22 protein-coding genes are annotated in these 20,349 nt (G+C 69.1%); 8 read left to right on the plus strand and 14 right to left on the minus strand.

The window, feature by feature from the left end:
- Positions 1 to 9: 9 nt before the first annotated feature.
- From prcA to dop, 4 genes are all read right to left on the minus strand, one after another.
- Positions 10 to 756 carry a proteasome subunit alpha gene (prcA, locus tag G6N16_RS14965; RefSeq protein ID WP_163787896.1) on the minus strand — a complete coding sequence of 249 codons (747 nt, stop codon included), beginning with the start codon at positions 754 to 756 and terminating at the stop codon, positions 10 to 12.
- A complete protein-coding gene (gene prcB / locus G6N16_RS14970) occupies positions 753 to 1,628 on the minus strand; it encodes a proteasome subunit beta (RefSeq protein ID WP_083034005.1) in 876 nt (291 codons plus the stop codon). Before prcB ends, prcA begins: the two co-directional genes overlap by 4 nt.
- A complete protein-coding gene (locus G6N16_RS14975) occupies positions 1,625 to 1,816 on the minus strand; it encodes a ubiquitin-like protein Pup (protein WP_083034004.1) in 192 nt (63 codons plus the stop codon). Before G6N16_RS14975 ends, prcB begins: the two co-directional genes overlap by 4 nt.
- A gap of 67 nt (positions 1,817 to 1,883) precedes the next feature.
- Entirely contained in the window at positions 1,884 to 3,392 is a 1,509-nt protein-coding gene (gene dop / locus G6N16_RS14980) for a depupylase/deamidase Dop (RefSeq protein ID WP_163787897.1), read from the minus strand.
- A 90-nt stretch (positions 3,393 to 3,482) separates the two neighbouring features.
- On the opposite strand from dop, the gene G6N16_RS14985 reads away from it, so the two are divergent.
- A complete protein-coding gene (locus G6N16_RS14985) occupies positions 3,483 to 4,721 on the plus strand; it encodes a metal-dependent hydrolase family protein (protein ID WP_083029694.1) in 1,239 nt (412 codons plus the stop codon).
- Positions 4,722 to 4,737: 16 nt separating this feature from the next.
- The gene (locus G6N16_RS14990; protein WP_083029695.1) at positions 4,738 to 5,913 is read left to right on the plus strand and encodes a phosphatidylglycerol lysyltransferase domain-containing protein; all 1,176 of its coding nucleotides are present in this window, start codon (positions 4,738 to 4,740) and stop codon (positions 5,911 to 5,913) included.
- On the opposite strand, the gene arc is transcribed toward G6N16_RS14990, so the two are convergent.
- On the minus strand, positions 5,910 to 7,742 hold the full coding sequence (arc, locus tag G6N16_RS14995) for a proteasome ATPase (protein ID WP_083029696.1): 1,833 nt from the start codon (positions 7,740 to 7,742) through the stop codon (positions 5,910 to 5,912). The genes G6N16_RS14990 and arc overlap by 4 nt on opposite strands.
- A gap of 188 nt (positions 7,743 to 7,930) precedes the next feature.
- Here arc and G6N16_RS15000 point away from each other — a divergent pair, with 188 nt between their 5' ends.
- From G6N16_RS15000 to G6N16_RS15010, 3 genes are all read left to right on the plus strand, one after another.
- Complete coding sequence (locus G6N16_RS15000) at positions 7,931 to 8,416, plus strand: MTB12 family secreted protein (RefSeq protein WP_083029697.1); 486 nt, start codon at positions 7,931 to 7,933, stop codon at positions 8,414 to 8,416.
- 114 nt (positions 8,417 to 8,530) lie between these two features.
- Positions 8,531 to 8,983: a lipoprotein LppK gene (locus tag G6N16_RS15005; RefSeq protein ID WP_234805750.1), complete on the plus strand. Its 453-nt coding sequence runs from the start codon at positions 8,531 to 8,533 to the stop codon at positions 8,981 to 8,983.
- 1 nt (position 8,984) lies between these two features.
- A complete protein-coding gene (locus tag G6N16_RS15010; protein ID WP_083029699.1) occupies positions 8,985 to 9,278 on the plus strand; it encodes a DUF503 domain-containing protein in 294 nt (97 codons plus the stop codon).
- On the opposite strand, the gene G6N16_RS15015 is transcribed toward G6N16_RS15010, so the two are convergent.
- From G6N16_RS15015 to G6N16_RS15025, 3 genes are read right to left on the minus strand one after another with little or no spacing between them, the layout of a single operon-like run.
- Positions 9,275 to 10,069 carry a crotonase/enoyl-CoA hydratase family protein gene (locus tag G6N16_RS15015; RefSeq protein ID WP_083029700.1) on the minus strand — a complete coding sequence of 265 codons (795 nt, stop codon included), beginning with the start codon at positions 10,067 to 10,069 and terminating at the stop codon, positions 9,275 to 9,277. The two genes, G6N16_RS15010 and G6N16_RS15015, sit on opposite strands and share 4 nt — an antisense overlap.
- An 11-nt stretch (positions 10,070 to 10,080) precedes the next feature.
- A complete protein-coding gene (locus G6N16_RS15020) occupies positions 10,081 to 12,150 on the minus strand; it encodes a DUF7161 family protein (protein ID WP_083029701.1) in 2,070 nt (689 codons plus the stop codon).
- A 46-nt stretch (positions 12,151 to 12,196) separates the two neighbouring features.
- On the minus strand, positions 12,197 to 13,027 hold the full coding sequence (locus G6N16_RS15025; protein WP_083029702.1) for a tRNA (adenine-N1)-methyltransferase: 831 nt from the start codon (positions 13,025 to 13,027) through the stop codon (positions 12,197 to 12,199).
- A gap of 100 nt (positions 13,028 to 13,127) precedes the next feature.
- Between G6N16_RS15025 and G6N16_RS15030 the strand changes: the two genes are divergently transcribed.
- The gene (locus G6N16_RS15030; protein WP_083029703.1) at positions 13,128 to 13,919 is read left to right on the plus strand and encodes a thioesterase family protein; all 792 of its coding nucleotides are present in this window, start codon (positions 13,128 to 13,130) and stop codon (positions 13,917 to 13,919) included.
- A gap of 96 nt (positions 13,920 to 14,015) precedes the next feature.
- Positions 14,016 to 14,801, plus strand: coding sequence for a CD225/dispanin family protein (locus tag G6N16_RS15035; RefSeq protein ID WP_234805751.1), 786 nt, complete (start codon positions 14,016 to 14,018; stop codon positions 14,799 to 14,801).
- 25 nt (positions 14,802 to 14,826) lie between these two features.
- Here the strand turns inward: G6N16_RS15035 and G6N16_RS15040 are convergent, their stop codons facing one another.
- The 6 genes from G6N16_RS15040 to G6N16_RS15065 form a co-directional block, all read right to left on the minus strand.
- Positions 14,827 to 15,300: a DUF4126 family protein gene (locus G6N16_RS15040; protein ID WP_083029704.1), complete on the minus strand. Its 474-nt coding sequence runs from the start codon at positions 15,298 to 15,300 to the stop codon at positions 14,827 to 14,829.
- 30 nt (positions 15,301 to 15,330) lie between these two features.
- Positions 15,331 to 16,176 (minus strand): ATP phosphoribosyltransferase, encoded by an 846-nt coding sequence (gene hisG, locus G6N16_RS15045; RefSeq protein ID WP_083029792.1) that lies wholly within the window; start codon positions 16,174 to 16,176, stop codon positions 15,331 to 15,333.
- A 5-nt stretch (positions 16,177 to 16,181) separates the two neighbouring features.
- Positions 16,182 to 16,463 (minus strand): phosphoribosyl-ATP diphosphatase, encoded by a 282-nt coding sequence (locus G6N16_RS15050; protein WP_083029705.1) that lies wholly within the window; start codon positions 16,461 to 16,463, stop codon positions 16,182 to 16,184.
- A gap of 62 nt (positions 16,464 to 16,525) precedes the next feature.
- Positions 16,526 to 17,365 carry a DUF4344 domain-containing metallopeptidase gene (locus G6N16_RS15055; protein WP_083029706.1) on the minus strand — a complete coding sequence of 280 codons (840 nt, stop codon included), beginning with the start codon at positions 17,363 to 17,365 and terminating at the stop codon, positions 16,526 to 16,528.
- A gap of 75 nt (positions 17,366 to 17,440) precedes the next feature.
- Positions 17,441 to 18,898: a sugar porter family MFS transporter gene (locus G6N16_RS15060; RefSeq protein ID WP_083029707.1), complete on the minus strand. Its 1,458-nt coding sequence runs from the start codon at positions 18,896 to 18,898 to the stop codon at positions 17,441 to 17,443.
- A 70-nt stretch (positions 18,899 to 18,968) separates the two neighbouring features.
- On the minus strand, positions 18,969 to 19,649 hold the full coding sequence (locus tag G6N16_RS15065) for an HAD family hydrolase (RefSeq protein WP_083029793.1): 681 nt from the start codon (positions 19,647 to 19,649) through the stop codon (positions 18,969 to 18,971).
- Between the two features lie 120 nt (positions 19,650 to 19,769).
- Here G6N16_RS15065 and G6N16_RS15070 point away from each other — a divergent pair, with 120 nt between their 5' ends.
- The gene (locus G6N16_RS15070; protein ID WP_133052891.1) at positions 19,770 to 20,345 is read left to right on the plus strand and encodes a hypothetical protein; all 576 of its coding nucleotides are present in this window, start codon (positions 19,770 to 19,772) and stop codon (positions 20,343 to 20,345) included.
- The last annotated feature ends 4 nt before the right edge of the window (positions 20,346 to 20,349 follow it).

The following is a 20,349-nucleotide window of genomic DNA, read 5'->3' on the forward strand; positions in this document are numbered from 1 at the left end:
CGGTCGACGCTACTCGGCGTCCGGGGTGTCCTCGGTCGCTTTTTCGGCGGTCTCCGCCGGTGCGGGCAGCAGTGCCTCCAGCGCGGCGCCGGTGATCCGGCGGAACGCCCGGCGCGGGCGATTGGCGTCGAGGACGGCCACCTCCAGGGTGCCCGCGCCGAGGGTGCGGCGTTCGCCGTCGGCGCCGGTCTCCAGTGCGTGCACGGCGATCCGGATCCCGTCGGCCAGTGACGCATTCGCGCTGTAGCTGTCGCGCAGCGCCGCGGCGATCGGTTCGGTGGCACCGCCCATCACCACGAACTCCGGCTCGTCGGCGATCGACCCGTCGTAGGTGATCCGGTACAGCTCAGGGGGTTTCGACTCGCCGTAGTGCGCAACCTCGGCCACACACAGCTCCACCTCGTAGGGCTTGGCCTGCTCGGTGAAGATGGTGCCCAGGGTGGAGGCGTACCGGTTGGCGAGTTGGCGTCCGGTGACGTCGCGGCGGTCGTAGGTGTAGCCGAGGGTGTCGGCGAGCTGGATGCCGCCGCGGCGCAGGTTGTCAAACTCGTTGAACCGGCCCACCGCCGCATAGCCGATCCGGTCGTAGAGCTCGCTGACCTTCTGCAGCGACCGCGACGGGTTCTCCGCGACGAACAGCACGCCGTCGGCGTAGGCCAGTGCGATGACGCTGCGGCCGCGCGCGATGCCCTTGCGAGCGAGTTCGCTGCGCTCCCGCATCGCCTGCTCGGGCGAGATGAAGTACGGAAAGCTCATGACTGCTCTCGAATGTCGGTATGCGGTCCGTGGGTTCGCCGTGCGACGCCGCGTTCCCGCGCGGCGATCGTCGCCCGGGCCAGCCCGGCGATCCGTTCGGCGGGCACCTCCTCGGCGCCGGTGGCCGAGATGGTGACCGCGGTCGGATAGATGCCGCGGACCAGATCTGGGCCGCCGGTTGCCGAATCGTCGTCGGCGGCGTCGTAGAGCGCTTCGATGGCGGCGCTCAGCGCCGAATCCGCGTCCGTGACAGCCGAATACAGCTTCTTCAGCGAGGACCGGGCGAACAGCGACCCGGAACCCACCGAGTGGTAGCCCTCTTCCTCGATGTTCCAGCCTCCGGCGGCGTCGAAGGAGACGATGCGCCCGGCGTCGGACGGATCCGGATCACCCAGGTCGTAGCCGACCAGCAGCGGCAGCGCGACGAAACCCTGAAGGGCCGCACCGAGATTGCCGCGCACCATGTTGGCCAGCCGGTTCACCTTGCCGGCGAAGCTCAGCGCCACCCCCTCGAGCTTCTCGTAGTGCTCGAGTTCGACGGCGTAGAGCCGGGCGAATTCCACGGCGATGGCGGCGGTTCCGGCGATGCCGGTCGCGGTGTGGTCGTCGGTGATGTAGACCTTCTGCACGTCGCGACTGGCGATCATGTTGCCCTGGGTCGCGCGCCGGTCGCCGGCGATCAGCACCCCGCCGGGGTACTTGACGGCGACGATGGTGGTGCCGTGTGGCAGATCCGCACCGCCGCCGGTTGTTCCCGACGGCGACGGGAGCAGGTGCGGGGCGTGGTTGCGCAGCAACTCGGCGAAGGAGCTGAGATCGGCGGCCGATCCGGACACCAGGTTGTCAATGCGGCCCGACGACGGCCGGGTCACTGGCCGCCCTTTTGCACATAGGCCCGGACGAAGTCCTCGGCGTTCTCCTCCAGGATGTCGTCGATCTCGTCGAGCAGATCGTCGGTTTCCTCGGTGAGCTTCTCGCGGCGTTCCTGGCCGGCGGCCGTCGTGCCGGTGACATCCTCGTCGTCGCCGCCACCGCCGCCGCGTTTCTGCTGCTGAGCCATCGCCGCCTCCCGCCTCTGTGATCGATCTCCCACCCTACCGGTCTGCCCGCCGCAGCCCGGGCCGACCTCAGCTGGTGAGGTGGTCCACCAGTTCGGCGGCGCTGTCCACCGAGTCCAGCAGCGCCCCGACGTGAGCCTTGCTGCCGCGCAGCGGCTCCAGGGTGGGGATGCGGATCAGCGATTCGCCGCCGAGGTCGAAGATCACCGAGTCCCAGCTCGCCGCGGCGATGTCGGCGCCGAATCGGCGCAGGCACTCCCCGCGGAAGTAGGCGCGGGTATCGGTCGGCGGGTTCACCACGGCGTCGAGCACCTGCGCCTCGGTGACCAGCCGCTGCATGGAGCCGCGGGCCACCAGCCGGTTGTACAGGCCCTTGTCGAGGCGCACGTCGGAGTACTGCAGGTCCACCAGGTGCAGCCGCGGAGCGGCCCAGCCCAGGCCCTCCCGGCTGCGGAAGCCCTCCAGCAGCCGCAGCTTGGCCGGCCAGTCCAGGATCTCCGCGCACTCCATCGGGTCGCGCTCCAGCAGATCCAGCACGTGGGCCCAGGTCGCGACGACGTGCTGGGCGCGGGGGTCGGGGTCGCGGCGGTCCAGCAGTTTGGCCACCCGGTCCAGATAGATGCGCTGCAGCGCGAGCGCGGTGAGCTCGCGGCCGTCGGCCAGCGCGACGGTGGCCCGCAGGCTCGGGTCGTGGCTGATCACGTGTACGGCGTGCACCGGGCGGGCCAGTGCCAGGTCGTCGAGCTCCAGGCCGTAGGCGGGGCCCTCCTCGATCAGGTCGAGCACCAGCGAGGTGGTGCCCACCTTGAGGTAGGTGGACGTCTCGGCGAGGTTGGCGTCGCCGATGATGACGTGCAGCCGGCGGTACTTGTCGGCGTCGGCGTGCGGTTCGTCGCGGGTGTTGATGATGCCGCGCTTGAGAGTGGTCTCCAGCCCGACCTCCACCTCGATGTAGTCAGCGCGCTGGGACAGCTGGAAGCCCGCGTCCTCGCCGTTGGCGCCGATGCCGACCCGGCCAGAGCCGGTGACAACCTGCCGGGAAACGAAAAACGGTGTCAGACCGGCGATCACCGAGGCGAACGGTGTCGCGCGGCTCATCAGGTAGTTCTCGTGGCTGCCGTAGGAGGCGCCCTTGCCGTCGACGTTGTTCTTGTACAGCTGCAGTTTCACCGCCCCGGGTACCGACGACGCGTAGCGGGCGGCGGCCTCCATCACTCGTTCGCCGGCCTTGTCCCAGATCACCGCGTCCATCGGATCGGTCACCTCGGGCGCGGAGTATTCCGGGTGCGCGTGGTCGACGTAAAGCCGGGCGCCGTTGGTGAGGATCATGTTCGCCGCACCGATCTCGTCGGCGTCGATGATCGGCGCGGGGCCCGAGGAGCGGCCCAGGTCGAAGCCGCGGGCGTCCCGCAGCGGTGACTCGACCTCGTAGTCCCAGCGGGTGCGCTTGGCCCGCGGTACCCCGGCCGCCGCCGCGTAGGCGAGCACCGCCTGGGTGGAGGTGAGGATCGGGTTCGCAGACGGGTCCGACGGTGAGGAAATGCCGTATTCGACCTCGGTCCCGATGATCCGCTGCATAGCCTTAGCCTATCGGGGCGCCGCCCGGGCCACGTCGGGAGCCGCGTGCGGTCGCGGCGCGCACCGCGACGTGAGGGGAGTTGGCCCGCTGTGACGAACTACGTGCTGGAGCACGCCCGGCTGATCGACGGGACGGGAGCCGACCCGATTGCCGACGCGACGGTATACGTCGAGGACGCCTCGATCACCTGGGCCGGCGCCAGCGCGGACGCCCCGGCCACCGCGCCGAAGGGGGCGGTCTCGATCGATCTCACCGGCCACAGCCTGTGCCCGGGCTTCTTCGACTGCCACGTGCACCTCAGCCTGCCCGGCACCAAGGGCAGCCCGCTGGAGCTGGCCATGCACCCGCAGTCCTACCTGCACTTCCAGCTCATCGACCGGCTCCGCACCACACTGCACAACGGGGTGACCACGGTGCGGGACCTGATGGGCATCGACACCGGGGTGCGCGAGGCGGTGTCCGCGGGGCTGATCGAGGGCCCGCGGCTCCTCGTAGCGATCAACATGCTCAGCCAGACGGCCGGGCACTCCGACTTCTGCCTCCCCTCGGGCATCGATCTGACCCCCTACGTGGGCGCCGCCCTGGTGGATTCGGTCGACGAGGCCCGGCACCGCACGCGCGAGCTCATCCGCGCCGGTGCCGACGTGCTCAAGGTGGCCTCCAGCGGCGGGGTCACCTCACCGAACGACGATCCGACCTGGCTGGGTATGCGCCGGGAGATGATCGCCGCCATCGTCGAGGAGGGCCAGAATTACGGTGGCCGGCCGGTAGCCGCGCACGCCATCGGCTACGCCGGGATCCGGGCGGCCGTCGAGGCGGGAGTGCACAGCATCGAGCACGGCTACGCCCTCGACGACGAGTTGCGTGCGCAGATGGTGGCCCAGGGCACCTTCCTGGTGCCGACCCTGCTGGAGACCATGCACGAGGTGACGGCCACACCGCAAGGCGCCGCCAAGAGCGCGAAATGGCATGCGATGGCCCATGATTCGATCGCCGCTTCGGCGGCGGCCGGCATCAAGATCGCGGTCGGCACCGACGCCGGCCTGTCACCGGACCACGGCACCAACCTCAAGGAGCTCGGGCTGCTGGTCCGTTTCGGCGGGCTCACCCCGATGCAGGCGATCGTCGCCGGCACCCGTACGTCGGCGCAGCTGTGTGGCGTCGCGGACACCCTCGGCACCGTCGAGGAGGGCAAGACCGCCGATCTGGTGGTCGTCCGCGGCAACCCGCTCGACGACGTCGACACCATCGGAGACCCGGAGAACATTCTGCTGGTGGTCAAGGAAGGCCGGGCGGTGGGCAACCGCGGCGGATTCCCCGTCGGCTGACCGGGTCCACAGACCGATGGACGCCAGCCCGAACCCAGCCCGCGAACAGCAACGCGCGGCCGAGCACTGGCTGCTGCATCGCGGGCTGCCGTACGTGCTGCGCCCGGACCGGCTGCTGCGCAACGTCTGGGCGCGGTCGGCGCCGGCCCTGGCGGCCAACGCGGTGAGCATGGCGTTTTCCATCATCACCGTCGCGATCACCGGCCAACACACCATCGACATCGAAGGCTCCCCCACCCGCGACGAGTGGTTCCTGCTACTCGTGGTGCTGGTGCTGATTCCGGCGGCGACCCTGGCCGGCGTGCTGGTGTCGAGGATCACCAGCCGACCGGCACGGCGTCTGGTCTCGACGGCCTCGGTCGCCATGGTGATCCCGGGTGTCGTGTGGGGCGGGCCGAGTGCGTCTCGGTCCATCGACATCGCGCTCGACGTCGTCGTCATCGTCGTGATCCTGTTGTGCACCGCGACCGGTCTCGGGTCGGTCCTGGGCTGGGCGGCACGGATGACGCTGAGCAACCTCACCTCCATCGGCGGCCTGCTGGTGCGGGCGCTGCCGGTGATGCTGCTGACCATGCTGGTGTTCTTCAACGGCCCGGCGTGGGCGATGGCCGAGACGCTCAGCCGGGGCCGACTGTGGCTGGCGCTGATGCTTCTGTACGCCATGGCGACGGTGTTCCTCGGCTCCAGCGCGCTGCGGCGGGTGCGCCCCGCGCTGGACCGTCCCGGCCACGCCGGGCGCACCCGCAGGCTCGACGACACCCCGTTCGCCGGGCTGCCCGACCCCGAGGAACCAACGCCGCTGCACAAACCCGAGCGGGCGAATGTGCTGCTGGTCATCCTGATCTCGGAGGTGGTGCAGGTGCTGACGGTGGCGATCGTCGCCGGCGCGATCTTCGGTGTGTTCGGGCTGATCGTGGTTACCCCGGAGCTGCTGGCCAGTCTCACGCAGAACGGGCCGACCGACGGCCGGGTGCTCTGGATGACGCTGCCGATCCCCGACGCCCTGATCCAGCTGGTGATGTTCCTGACCGCGCTGACCTACATGTACCTGGCCGCACGTGCGGTCAGCGACAAGGAGTACCGCAGGCAGTTCCTCAAGCCGCAGCTCAAGGAGATGCGGGTGAACCTGGTCGCCCGAGACCGCTACCGCGCCTTCCTGGCCGGCCAGGCACCTCCCGGCCGTCGGCCCTAGAGGTACTGGCCGAGGTTGGACTCGGTGTCGATGGCCCGGCTGGCGCTGGCGTTCTTGCCGGTCACCAAGGTTCGGATGTAGACGATCCGCTCGCCCTTCTTGCCCGAGATCCGCGCCCAGTCGTCCGGGTTGGTGGTGTTGGGCAGGTCCTCGTTCTCGGCGAACTCGTCGACGATGGAATCCAACAGGTGCTGGATGCGCAGACCCGGTGCACCGGTCTCCAGCACGCTCTTGATCGCGTACTTCTTGCCCCGGTCGACGACGTTTTGGATCATCGCCCCGGAGTTGAAGTCCTTGAAGTACATGACCTCCTTGTCGCCGTTGGCGTAGGTCACCTCCAGGAACCGGTTGTCGTCGATCTCGGCGTACATCCGGTCGACGACCTTCTCGATCATCGCCTTGATGCACGACGACTTGTCCCCGCCGAATTCCGCCAGATCGTCGGCGTGCACCGGCAGCGTGTCGGTGAGGTACTTGCTGAAGATGTCCTGGGCCGATTCGGCGTCCGGGCGCTCGATCTTGATCTTGACGTCGAGGCGGCCGGGGCGCAGGATCGCCGGGTCGATCATGTCCTCCCGGTTGGAGGCGCCGATGACGATGACGTTCTCCAGCCCCTCGACGCCGTCGATTTCGGCGAGCAGCTGCGGCACCACCGTCGTCTCCACGTCCGAGCTCACGCCGGTGCCGCGGGTGCGGAAGATCGAGTCCATTTCGTCGAAGAACACGATCACCGGGGTGCCCTCGGATGCCTTCTCCCGGGCCCGCTGGAAGATCAGCCGGATGTGCCGCTCGGTCTCGCCGACGAACTTGTTGAGCAGCTCGGGGCCCTTGATGTTGAGAAAGTAGGACTTGGCCTCCCGGGAGTCCTCACCGCGGCGCTCGGCCATCTTCTTGGCCAGCGAGTTGGCGACGGCCTTGGCGATCAGCGTCTTGCCGCAACCGGGCGGACCGTAGAGCAGCACACCCTTGGGCGGGCGCAGCGCGTACTCGCGGTAGAGCTCCTTGTGCAGGAACGGCAGTTCGACGGCATCGCGGATCTGCTCGATTTGGCGGGTCAGGCCGCCGATGTCGGAGTAGGAGACGTCGGGCACCTCCTCCAGGACCAGGTCCTCCACCTCGGCCTTCGGGATGCGCTCGAACGCGTAGCCGGCCTTGGTGTCGACCAGCAGGGAATCCCCGGGGCGCAGCCGCCGTGGCCGGTCCTCTTCGGCCAACGCTTCGAGTTCCTCTTCCGACATGGTGTCGGCCAGGGTCAGCGGCTCCGCCAGCCAGACGATGCGTTCCTCGTCGGCGTGACCGACCACCAGGGCCCGATCACCGTCCGCCAGCAGTTCGCGCAGCGAGCAGATCTCGCCGACGGACTCGTAGGACCCGGCCTCGACGACGGTCAGCGCCTCGTTGAGCCGCAGGGTCTGCCCCTTGCGCAGGGTGTCGACGTCGATGTTGGGCGAGACGGTCAGTCGCATCTTGCGCCCGGAGGTGAAGACGTCGACGGTCTCCTCGTCGGCGATCCCCAGCAGCACACCGAAGCCGCTGGGCGGCTGGCCGAGCCGGTCGACCTCCTCGCGCAGGGCCAGAAGTTGCTGACGGGCTTCCTTGAGGGTTTCCATCAGTTTGGAGTTCCGGGCGGTCAGCGACTCGATCCGCGCCTCCAGCGCTTCGATGTCGCGGGCGCTGCGCAGCCCCGATCCGCTGCCGGCGGCGTTCTCCAGCCGGGTGCGCAGGGCGGCGGTTTCGCGGCGCAATCGCTCCAGTTCACCGGCATCGTCGCTGGAAGCGGCGGGTCCGGCCGGACCCGACTGCTGCTCTGAACGCTCTGATGTACTCATGGTGCGCTCCTCCCCCGTACCAAAATCGGTGCGGTAACACCTTCAACGCTACCGGCGATTGACTCATTGCGTGCGTACTGGGAACCCCGACACACCCAGAACACCGCGACCCCCGGTCGGCTCTTGGAATGTTCACAGCCGGTTGGGTTAGCCTCGAAAAAGCACTCGGCAATCTCGGAAGGACAGCCGTGATCAAGAAAATCCTCGTTACCGGTATCGCCGCCGCGGCGGTCACCGCGGGAGCCGCTGCCGGCCTGACCGCTCTGGCCGGCCCCGCGGACGCACCCCAGGTGCAGACCGTCGTCCGCGGAATCCCGATGCCCCAGGCGCCGGCGCCGGACCTGACTCCCGCGCTGACCCGGACCCTGACCGGGCTGGCCGGCAGCGGCTCGTTCGCCAGCAAGAAGAGCTACATCCAGGGCGGCATGGGCCGCATCGAGACGGCGGCCGCCGACGCGAAGTACAACCAGAAGGCCGCCGAGGGTTACTTCCCGCTGACCTTCAACGTCGCCGATGTGGACCAGGACGGCGACTCGGCCACCGCCAACGTCACCGCGACGGCCGCCACCGGCGCGACCGCGTCGATGCCGCTGACCTTCGTCCAGGGCCCCAGCCCGAGCGGCTGGCAGCTGTCGAAGGAATCGGTGGGCAATCTGCTTTCCGCCCTGAACTAGGGGACCGACCTGCCTGTCTCCCGAGCGATCCTGAGCGCCGCCACCATCGTGGCGGCGCTCGGGCTTTGCGGCTGCACCACCCAGGGGCCGCCCGCTGCCACCCCGGGCAGCAGCGTGACCGCCGCGACGGTGCCGGCCCATCCACTCCCGGAAGCGGCCGCACTGACCGACGTGGTGGCCCGGATGTCGGATCCGGCGGTGCCGGGTACCGACAAACTCGGGTTGATCGACGGCTCCTCGGCCGCCGACGCCTCCGCGATGGACGGCTTCGCCAAGGCGCTTTCCGACAACCACCTGCTGCCGCTGACTGTCACCGCCACCGACCTGGCCTGGTCGGAGTCGACGACCGGCGTGGTCACCGCGACGGTGACCATCACCGGGGCGGGTAGCTCGCCGGACGCACCGTTCAGCTACCCGATGGAGTTTGTCCCCGCCGGCGACGGCTGGCGGCTGTCCCGCCAGAGTGCCAATCAACTGTTCTCGACCGCGTCGCCGGGTTCGCCGGAGCCCGCCTCACCGGCGCCCGCATCACCGGCCACCCCGTCGTCCTCGGTGCCGCCGCGCTGATATGTGGATCGGCTGGCTGGAATTCGACCTGCTCCTCGGCGATGTGCACTCGCTGAAGGAGAAGCGCTCGGTGGTGCGCCCGATCGTCGCCGAGCTGCGCCGGCGGTTTGCCGTATCGGCAGCCGAGACCGGGCAGCAGGACCTGCACCGCCGGGCCGGGATCGGTGTGGCGGTGGTGGCCGCCGACGCGGCGCATGTCACCGAGGTGCTCGACGCCGCCGAGCGCCTGGTGGCCTCGCGCCCGGAGACCGAGCTGCTCTCGACCCGCCGGGGACTGTCGCGCAGCGACGACTAGAACTGCCGCTCGGTGAATTCGGGCTTGCTCTTGGCCAGCCCGGCCTTGCGGGCGATGGCGTGGTTGCGGCCGCGCAGCAGCCGGATCTGTAGCGCCTGTTCGACCGGGAACGACAGGCGGGAGCCGTTGTACCAGGTCTGCTCGAACAGCGCCTTGGACGCGGCCACCGCATCCGGGGAGCGTTCCCGGACGGCGGCGATCAGCTCGTCGGCCGCCGCGTACGGGTCGTCAGCCACACCCGAGATCAGCCCGTACTCCAAAGCCTGTGCCGCGCTGAAGATCTCACCGGTCATGGTCAGCCGCTTGGCGATGTCGATGGTGGTCAGCTCCGCGATACTGGCCGACAGCGACATGTCCGGGATCAGCCCCCAGCGCGCCTCCATGATCGAGAAGTCGGACTTCGGCGCGGCGAACCGGAAGTCGGCACCGAGGGCGACCTGCATCCCGCCGCCGAAGCAGTGACCGGTCACCACCGCGATCACCGGGACCGGAACGCTGCGCCACGCCCAGCCGGCCGCCTGAAAATTGTTGGCGACGGTGTGGCGTTTCGGGATCAGATTCCGCATGACCCGGGCGCGCTGCGTGCCCGTCGACGCGAAATCCAGTCCGGAGCAGAAGGATTCGCCGTTGCCGCTGAGCACCACGGCGCGCAGCGAGCGGTCTTTGGCGGACCGGTCGGCGGCCTTGGCGAGGTCGTCGATCATGTCGAGGGTCAGCCCGTTGTGTTTCTCCGGCCGGTTCAGCCGGACGTGCGCGACGTCGCCGATCACCTCGTAGTCGATGTTCGTCATCTGTCACCCTTTCATCGCTGCAGCACGTCGGCGGCGTCGAGCACAGCCATCGCCGCGGCCAGGTCGAAGTTCGACGGTACCCCGTCACCGAACATCCGCCGCAGCAGCGGTTCGGTGACGGCGTCGGCCTCGGCGGCACGGACGAAATCTGTTGCGGAATAGTGGCTTCTGTCATTCAGAGGGACGCCGATCGCACCAAGCAGCCCGGTTACCGTCCTCGCGGTGGCGTCGGTCGACCAAACCGCGGGCACCGCACCGAACATCTCCTCGATTCCGTCGCCACCGAAATCGGCGCCACGCCAAACCTGGCCGTCCCACCAGGAACAGAACGACAGCAGGCCGCGGGCGGCGTACGGGTCCAGGTAAAGGTTGTGCACCCAGGGCGGGGCGCCCTGATACAGATCCGGCCATCCGATCTTCCCCTGGTAGGCCGCGGTCAGCAGCGGCGAATCGGGTCTGCCGCCGGAGATCACCCCGCGCCCGCCGGGCAGCCGCGCCACCGTGCACCAACCCTGGTCACCGCGGAACACCGCGAACGCCTGATCGAGGCGGACACCGTAGGGTTCGTTGACGCCGCGGCACATCGCGGCGATCACCGCCATCCGCGACCACAGCAATCCGAACGCCGGAAGCGCGTCGACGACGCGGACCGCTCCCCCGGCCGGCTGCTGGGCTTGCGCGGCGGTGCGCAGTTGCCGGCCCTCATTGCCCATGTGCGCCAACAGCCACAGTGCGATCTGTTCGCGGGGGTACTGCGCGACGTCGCGCAGGTACGCCTCCGGAGCCAACAGCTGATCCGCGGGCAGCGGCACGTCGCCGTAGTCGAAGGACATCTGCAGCCGGCCGGCGGAATTCAGCTCCATCAGCATTCGCAGCCACGGTCCGGCCGCGCCCGCCGTCATCACCCGGTGTTCCCGCGCCAGTTCCGCGGCACGCAGCGGAACAGCGACGTTGACCGGGCCACCGGGTGTCAGCGCCACCACCTGGATGATCTCCTGCCCACCGGCCATACTGAACGCAGCCTGCAGGCTCTGCCAGCCGGGCGGGCAGGCCGAGGCGAGGATCTGGGCGATCTCGTCGGAGCGAGCCCGGTGCGGATAGCTCGACGGCTGCCCGTCGACCGTCGTCTGAATTCCGGCTTTCCGCAACAGTTGGAACGCCACCTGAACCGCGTCCTCGACCCCGGTCTCGACGGGGTCCTCGTCGCGCACCGCGAGCTGGTCGAACCGGACGTAGGCGGCCACCGGATGGTCACCGAGGGTCTGGACCCGCAGGGTGAGTGTCGGATTAGGGGTGTCGTCGACGATGACGACCTGACGGGTCCCGGGCGGCAGGTCCGCCGGGTACCCGGCGTCGTCGGTCGGCTCCTTGGTCAGTAGCCGGGCCCGCCGCCCCGCCAAACCTGTCTGATCCCCCTCGACGCAATGCCAGCGCAACAACTCGGTGGTGTCGGGGAAGACCTGTCGCGGCGTCATCTGCGCCAGCAGATCCAGATGCACCGCCGCGTCGACAACCTCGATCCGGTCCACCCGCGCCGGCCCGCCGATCGCCAGCGCCGGGAAGAAGCCGTAGACGGTGTCCGGCCCGACCTGGCCGTGCGCCCGCAACGCCCGGTCGAACAGTCCGTCCCCGTCCTGGCCGGTCACGTCGAAGGTGTAGCGCGACGGTGTCATCAGCGCCTCGCGGAGTTGTTCGTCGCGCTGCCGCGGCGTAGCCATGTTCGCCGACTCATCGTGCTGATAGACCGCCCCGAGGTGCGGCACGATCTCCAGGCTCATCCCGGTGCGCCGGCCCCACAGCGACAGCCTGCCGAACGCGCCGCGGGACACCGCGATCCAGTCGTCCTCGCCGATCTCGAGGTTGGCGCGCGGGATCCACACGTCCACGGCGTCTTGCCAAGCCACCGGATCGCACAGCCACCACAGACCGTCGGCGAAGCCGGAGAAGCCGAACTCCGCCCACAGCAGCAGCAGTAGGTCCGGAACCATCTCGCGAAACCGCGCGATTCGGTCCGGCGAAGCCGCGACGCGATGGGTCGGCTGGCCCCATTTCGCGATGATCTCGGCGGCTTCGGTGGTCACAGCGGCAACGCTACCGACCGGGAGCCGCGGTCACCGACACCAGTTTCTAGATGTGTTTCTTGCGCCGCAACGGCGTCGGCGTGACGGTCCCCGGGGCCAGCCGTCGGGCCGAGACCAGAAACGCCGTATGCCCGCGCATGTTGTGTTGGGGCCGCACCGCCAGGCCGACGACGTCCCAACCGCGCTGCAACGTCTCCCAGGACCTCGGCTCGGTCCAGCACTGCTGTTCGCGCAACGCCTCCACGATGCGGGACAGCTGGGTAACGGTGGCGACGTAGACCATCAGCACACCGCCGGGCACCAGCGCCTTGGCGACGGTGCCCAGCACGTCCCACGGCGAGAGCATGTCCAGCACCACCCGGTCGGCCTGCGGGCCGTCGTAGTCGGCCAGGTCGGCGATTACCAGGTCCCAGTTGTCCGGGCGCTCTCCGAAGAAGGTGTCGACGTTGCGGGCGGCGTGCACGGCGTGGTCGTCGCGCACCTCATAGGAGATCACCCGCCCGGTGGGGCCGACGGCGCGCAGCAGCGAGCAGGTCAGCGCCCCGGAGCCGGCGCCGGCTTCGAGCACCGTGGCACCGGGGAAGATATCGCCCTCGTGCACGATCTGGGCGGCGTCCTTGGGGTAGATGACCTGGGCGCCGCGCGGCATGGACAGCACGTAGTCGATGAGCAGCGGGCGCAGCACCAGGAACGGGTCCCCGTTGGTGGAGGTGACGACGCTGCCCTCGGGCGCGCCGATGACGTCGTCGTGCGCGATGGCGCCCCGGTGGGTGTGGAACTCCCCGCCCGGGCTGAGCAGCATGGTGTAGTGCCGGCCCTTGGCGTCGGTGAGCTGTACCCGGTCACCGACGACGAACGGACCCGTTTTCTCAGACACAACCGGTCAGCCTGCCATGCGCAGCCCCGGGGACACAGCTGGGCGGGGCCAACCGGTGTGCCCCGCGTACAGTCCGATCCGGAAGAGATAGGAGATCGCGGTGACCGGCAGTTACTACCATCGGCTCCCCTCGTCCGGCGACGCGCAGCGGTTTGCGGCCAGCGAGATCACCGCCAGCGCGTGGGGCCCGAACCTGCAGCACGGTTCTCCCCCGCTGGCCCTGCTCACCAAGGTGGTCGAGGAGCGGCTGGCCGGATCCGGGCAGCGGATCGGCCGGCTGTGCCTGGACATCCTGGGCGAGATGCCGATCACCGAGCTGACCGTCACCGCCTCGACGCCGCGCCCGGGGCGTCAGATCAGCCTGCAGGCGGCCGAGCTCGCCCCCGCCTCGCAGCCACAGCGCCCCGCCGCCCGGCTCTCGGCCTGGGCGCTGTCGGTCTCCGATACCGCCGCGGCGGTATCGGACCGCTACCCGCCGCAGGCCCGCACCGACGAACAGCCGCTGCCCGATTTCTGGTGGGACGCGGCGGGTTACCTGGACACGCTGACGCTGCGGCGCGAGGCCGACGAGGCCGGTGCCCGGGTGACCTGGGCGACCTCGAACGTCGGCCTGGTCGACGACGAACCCACCACGCCGCTGCAACGGCTGGCGATGGTGGTGGACACCTGCAACGGGCTGGGCTCGCCGCTGAACCCGACCGAGTACACGTTCATGAACACCGACGTCACGGTGCACCTGCACCGGGAGCCCACCGGATCGGAGTTCGCCCTGAGGGCCCGCGGGTCGATCGGCCCGGACGGTCTCGGGGTCACCACCTCGGAGCTGTTCGACGCCACCGGATTCGTCGGCGTCTGCGCCCAAACGGTGCTGGTCCGGCGCCGGGCGGACTGAATCGCCCGGGTTCCGCCGGCCGCGGGATCGACGGGCTGCGATTCTCAGCGACCTGTACGGTTTGTCTGGTAGAGCCACGTCCGAACGAGGAGTTTCATGAGTTTCCCCAGCGATCCCTACGGGTCCACCCCGGGTGCGTCGGGCAACCAGCCAAACCTGTTCGGCGCGTCGTCGGAGGAACCGCCGATCTCCAGTGGCTACGCCGTACCGGGCTACGGTGCCGCACCGGGCTACGGGGGCCCACCGAACTACGGGGCCGCTGCGGGCTATGACGCGATGCCGGGTGGCTACGAGGCGCCCCCGCTGGGTGCCGGCGGCTATCCCGGGATGCTGCCGTACGGCCAACCGAACAACAACCTGGTCTGGGGCATCCTCACCACCATCTTCTGCTTCCTGCCGCTGGGCATCGTGTCCATCGTCAAGGCCAATCAGGTCAACTCGAAATGGCAACGGGGCGACGTCGCGGGCGCCTACGCCTCGGCGCGTTCCGCCAAGCGCTTCGCCATCGCCTCCGCCATCGTCAGCATCGTGATCACCGCCATCGCCGCGGTCGTCATCGGCGTCATCGTCAGCCAGGAGAACAAGCGCAACCGCAGCTACTACTCCTACTCGACGCCGACGTCGTACGTGCCGTCGTACCAATCCAAGAGCGACATCGAGTACGCGATCCGCGGCGCCTCCTACGGCGACTGCTTCTACCGCGAGTCCAGTGGCTCCACGCTCAGCATGTTCGTCAAGGTGTCCTGCAGCCAGTACAAGGCCAATGTCAAGGTCACCAAGGTGACAACCTCGACCAGCAACTGCAGCGGCAACTGGGTGCGCAGCGACTACGACTCGTCCTACAGCACGTCGCAGGTGGTGCTCTGCCTGACCAGCGTCTGAGCGGGACCGGGCCGCAAGCGCGGCGCTACACCGCGCCCACCGACGCCGCGATGGACAAACCGGCCAGCACGGCGACCGCGTCCTCGATCAGCCCGTAGAACAACGGGTGGCCACCGGCAAACCGCCGTTTCAGCGCCACACCGGCAATTGTGCCCAGCGCGGCACCGGTGATGCCCGCGCCGATTCCGCCGACGGTGTAGCCGTGCGTCGAACCGAGCAGCGCGCCGGCCACCCCACCCATGATCAGCCGGCCACCGAACTGGGTGAGCGCGGTGCGCGGACGGGTGCGGGCCAGCTGGTCGGTGATCATCTCCACGATGGCGGCCAGGGTGAACAGCGTCAGCGTCACCGGATGCCCCAGCCACAGCGCCCAACTACGGTCCAGGTCGATCCAACCCAGCATCGCCGCCCAGCACAGCACGGCCGGAGCTGTGAACATCCGCAGGCCGGCGACCATGCCGAGCAGCAGGGCCAGCCCCAACACCAGAAAATGCGTCATGCCCGGAAGCTAACACGTCCGGGTATGGCGCTAGAACCGGCAGAACCGGATATCGGAGGCCAGGATCGCCTTGGCCCCGATGGCCGCCAGCCGGTCCATCACCGCGTTGACGCCCTTGCGTGGCACCAGCGCCCGCACCGCCACCCAGTCCGGATCGGCCAGTGGTGCGATGGTCGGCGATTCCAGACCCGGGGTCACCTCCGTGGCCTGCTCCAGCACCGCGCGGGGGCAGTCGTAGTCCAGCATCAGGTACTGCTGACCGAACACCACGCCCTGGACCCGGGCGGCCAGCTGGTCGCGCGCCGGATCCGCGGCCGCGCCCGCGCGCTCGATCAGCACGGCTTCGGAATCACACAGCGGCGCACCGAAAGCCACCAGGTTGTGCTGGCGCAGGGTGCGCCCGGAACCGACCACGTCGGCGATGGCGTCGGCCACACCGAGCTGAATGGAGATCTCCACCGCGCCGTCGAGGCGGATGACCGTCGCCTCGATCCCCTTGGCGACCAGGTCGTTGCGCACCAGGTTCGGGTACGCCGTGGCGATGCGGCAGCCCGCCAGATCCGCGACCGTCCAGTCCCGCCCGGCCGGCGCGGCGTAGCGGAATGTCGACGAGCCGAAGCCCATCGCCAGGCGTTCGGTCACCGGCGCGCCGGATTCGGCGGCCAGATCCCGTCCGGTGATCCCGAAGTCCAGCTGCCCGGACCCGACATAGATGGCGATGTCCTTGGGGCGCAGGAAGAAGAACTCGACGTTGTTGACCGGGTCGACGACGGTCAGGTCCTTGGGGTCGGTGCGCCGGCGGTAACCGGCCTCGGACAGCACCTCAGCCGCCGACTCACTCAGCGCCCCCTTGTTGGGCACGGCCACCCGCAGCATGGCGTTCACAGCTTTCGGTAGACGTCGTCGAGGGTCAGGCCCCGTGCCAGCATCAGCACCTGCGTCCAGTACATCAGCTGGCTGATCTCGCCGGCCAGCTCGTCGTCGCTCTCGTGTTCGGCGGCCAGCCAGACCTCGCCGGCCTCCTCGAGGATCTTCTTGCCCACGGTGTGCACGCCGGCATCCAGCGCGGCCACGGTCGCGCTGCCCGGCGGGCGGGTGCGGGCGCGCTCGCCGAGTTCGGCGAACAGTTCCTCGAAGGTCTTCACGGGCAGTGATTCTTTCATGGCGCCGCCCGTACCGGCCGCACGCGGTACCCGGCGCATCCGCCCGCGCGCGGGGATCCGGGCTATTTCAGGTGCGGTGCCAACAGCTCCGACCAGGCATTCGACAGTGTCTTCCACTCCGTCTCGCAGCGATCGGCACGATCCTGCGGCAACCCCTCCTCGGTGATCATGGCGCCCTGGCTGTCCGGGTCCGAACCGTAGATCCAGCACAGGATGTTGTACATCCGGGCCTCGTTGGGGGTGTGCGGGTCGGCCAGGGCGTCCTTGTCCGGCTGGCCGTCGCGCTTGGCGTAGATGCGCCATTCGGTGGCGAAGTCCTTGGCCGCCTGTACGTAGTCCGGGTCGATCGTGCCGTCGTCGTCGGGTGCCAGCAGTTCGTATGCGGCCAACTGATCGGCCACGTCCTCCTGACGCCCGGTGGCCGGGAGCTGGTAGATGTCGACCGCCATGTGCCCGAGTTCGTGGTAGAACGATGCGACCACCATGCGGCGCGCGGTGGCGTTGACATCCGGGTGGTCACCGTCATCGAAGATCCTCAGACTCTCGTCGACATCCTCGTAACACATGATCACCTTCTTGTCGTCGGGGTCCCAGTAGTCATTGGCCTCGTCGCACTGTGACGCGACCAGCGGGATGTCGTAGGGCAGACGGAACGACGAGGTCACCGCCTCGGCCAGGCCTTCGAGTACCCGGGTGTCCTGCAGCAGCTGACGGCCGCGCTGCGCCTGCGGTGTGGTGGCGTCCTCGTATTCGACGCTCATGGTCCCGTAGACGTCCTCGGCGGCCGCGGTGGTGGTGCCCGCGGGCACCAGTCGTTCCGACGGGGAGGCCTCGGTTTTCGGGGCCTGGTGTCCGCATCCGGCGGCCAGCGTGGCCGTGACGAGCACCGCGGCGGCCCACATCAAGGTGGGTGTCAACCGACGCACTGTGGATCCCTTTCGGTCCGGTGAGTGGGCGACCGCCCGCGCCCGATGTCGTCAGGCGCGCTCGTCGAGCGCCTCGGCGTGCATGTCCTCCAGCGAGACCCCCTTGGTCTCCCGCACGAACCGCCACACGAAGACGAACGACAGGGCCGCGCAGACGGCGTAGAAGCCGTAGGCGCCGCCGAGCACGCTGCGCAGGCCGGGGAACGTCGTGGTGATGATGGCGTTGGCCACCCACTGCGCCGACGCCGCCAGACCCAGCGCCGCCGCCCGGATCCGGTTGGGGAACATCTCGCCGAGCAGCACCCACACCACCGGGCCCCAGGACATGCCGAAGGCAATCACGAACAGGTTCGCCGCCACCAGCGCGATCGGACCCGCGGCGCCCACCAGACTCACCGCACCGTCGGCATCGGTGGTCGCGAAAAAGCCGAATATGACGGCCATTGCGCCCAGGGAGACGGCCATACCCGCCGACCCCATCAGTAGCAGCGGCTTGCGGCCGATCTTGTCGATCAGCGCGATGGCGATCAGGGTCGTGGCGATATTGACGATCGAAGTGATCACCGTGATGGTGAACGACGAACTCTCGTCGAACCCGACGGCCTGCCACAGCACGTTGGAGTAGTAGAAGATGACGTTGATCCCGACGAACTGCTGAAACACCGACAGCCCCACGCCGATCCAGACGATGCCGTACAGACCGCCGGTGGGTTTGCGCAGGTCACGCCACGACGGTGGTTTGTCGGCGGTCAGTGATTCCTGGATCCGAGTGATGGTCAGCTCCAGGTTCTTCTCCCCCAGCAGCATGGTGAGCACCTTGCGCGCCTCGGGGATCCGGAACTTGGCCACCAGATAGCGCGGCGACTCGGGGATGGTGTAGGACAGCGCGCCGTAGACGACGGCGGGCACCGCCATCGACAGGAACATCCACCGCCAGGCCTCCAGACCCAGCCACAGTGTCTCCCCCGAGCCGCCGGCCAGGTGCGCCAGCAGCGCGTCGATGCCCAGTGCGATGAAGATGCCGGTGACGATCGCCAGCTGCTGTAGGGAGCCCAGACGCCCGCGGATGCGCGGCGGGGAGGTCTCGGCGATGTAGGCCGGGGCGATCACCGACGCCACGCCGACGCCGAGGCCGCCGACGATGCGGAACGCCCCGAACATCCAGATGTCCAGGGCCAGCCCGGTGCCGAAGGCGCTGATCAGGAACAGCGCCGCGGCGATCTTCATCACCGCCAGCCGGCCGATCCGGTCGGCCAACCGGCCCGCCACCATCGCACCGGTCGCCGCACCGAGCAGCGCCGCGGCCACCGCGACGCCGGTGGCCAGATCCCCGATGCCGAAGCGGTTCTGGACCGCGTCGACGGCACCGTTGACGACGGCGCTGTCGAAGCCGAACAGCAGGCCGCCCAGGGCCGCGACGGCGGCGATCAGCACCACCCGGGCCGAGCCGGGCGAGGCATCGTCGTCGTAGTAGGACGTTTCGCCGACATTGGCGGGTCCGTGGGACATCACCGGCACCTTTCGCCCAGCTGAATGAGGGAATTCACCCTAACTTCCCGGGGCATTGTTGCGGGCGCGTTCAGCTGCGTTGCGCGACGGCGGTTTCCGGTGCGGCGTGGATACGGCGCAGGTCGGCCACACCCAGCCCACGCAGCGAGTCGACGAAGCCGCGACCCGGGCCGGCGGGGACCACCACCGCGTTGGGGACCACCAGAACCACAGCACCGGCGGCCGACGCCGACGCCGCGCCGGTCACCGAGTCCTCGATGGCCAGGCACTGGGCGGGCTCGACCTCCAGCAGCCGGGCCGCCCGCAGGTACGGATCGGGTGCGGGTTTGCCGCGCGGCACCTCGTCGCCGCATACCGTGACCGAAAACCATTCCCGTCCAATACTTTCCAGCGCCTTCTCGGCGAGGTCGCGGCGGGTGTTGGTGACCAGAGCGGTCGGCAGGCCACTGGCCGCGACGGCTTCCAGCAGCTCCGGCGCTCCCTGGCACCACGGCAGATCGGTCTCGAACAGTTCCCCGACATAGGTGTGCACCCAGTCCGCCGTCGCCGCCATGTCCGACGGGTCGGGGTCCAGGCCCAGGTCGTCGTAGACGATGCGCATCACCGCCTCGCTGGACCCGCCGACCGTCGAATCGCGCACCGCGGTGCTCAATTCACGATCGTGGCGGTGGTAGAGCTCGCGGATCGCGACGTCCCACAGTTTCTCGGTGTCGACGAGGGTGCCGTCCATGTCCCACAGCACCGCGCGCATGGCGCCGATTCTCGCACCGGCCGGCCCCGGAACCGAAATCACCATATCCCCGGGCGGCGCGGTACCGGCGGGTCTAGCATTTCCCCTCGGGCCGGGGGGCTACCCAGGGGAGGAACACCCATGTCGATGTCCATGAATTCGCCGCGCTCCGGCGCGCTGCGCCGGGCCGCCGGGATCACCGTCGCGGTGGCGGCGCTGCCGTTGCTGTTGCTGGCCGCTCCGGGTGCCACCGGGTTCCAGGCGGGTGCGGACCCGGGGACCGAGAACTCCGATAACCAGGAAAACCAGAATCCGGACAACCAGAACAACGACGATCAGGATCCGAACAAGGACCAGAACCAGGCCCCCAATCTGCCGGACAATCAGAACAAGAATCAGAACCAGCAGAGCGTCGGCGGGGGCAGATTCAGCGGCACCTACACGGGCGTCGCGCACTACCGCACCGCGGACCAGCCTCTGACCGGGCACTACTCGTCGCCGTGCGCGGCCTGCGACGCGTCGGTCGGTGGAAACACCTTGACCTGGACCGGCGTCGGCTGGACCACCAGCCAGCCCGGTCCCTGCTCGCCGATCGTGACAATGTTCGTCCCGACCTCGGTGTCGGGCGGCTACGCGCAGACCATCGCCGCCTCGGTCACCGGACAGTGCGGCCAGCAGGAACCCGTGCTGGGCACCCTGACCCGCGTCGGCCCCTGACCGG

The sequence above is a fragment of the Mycolicibacterium insubricum genome (assembly GCF_010731615.1).
GTDB lineage: Bacteria > Actinomycetota > Actinomycetes > Mycobacteriales > Mycobacteriaceae > Mycobacterium > Mycobacterium insubricum.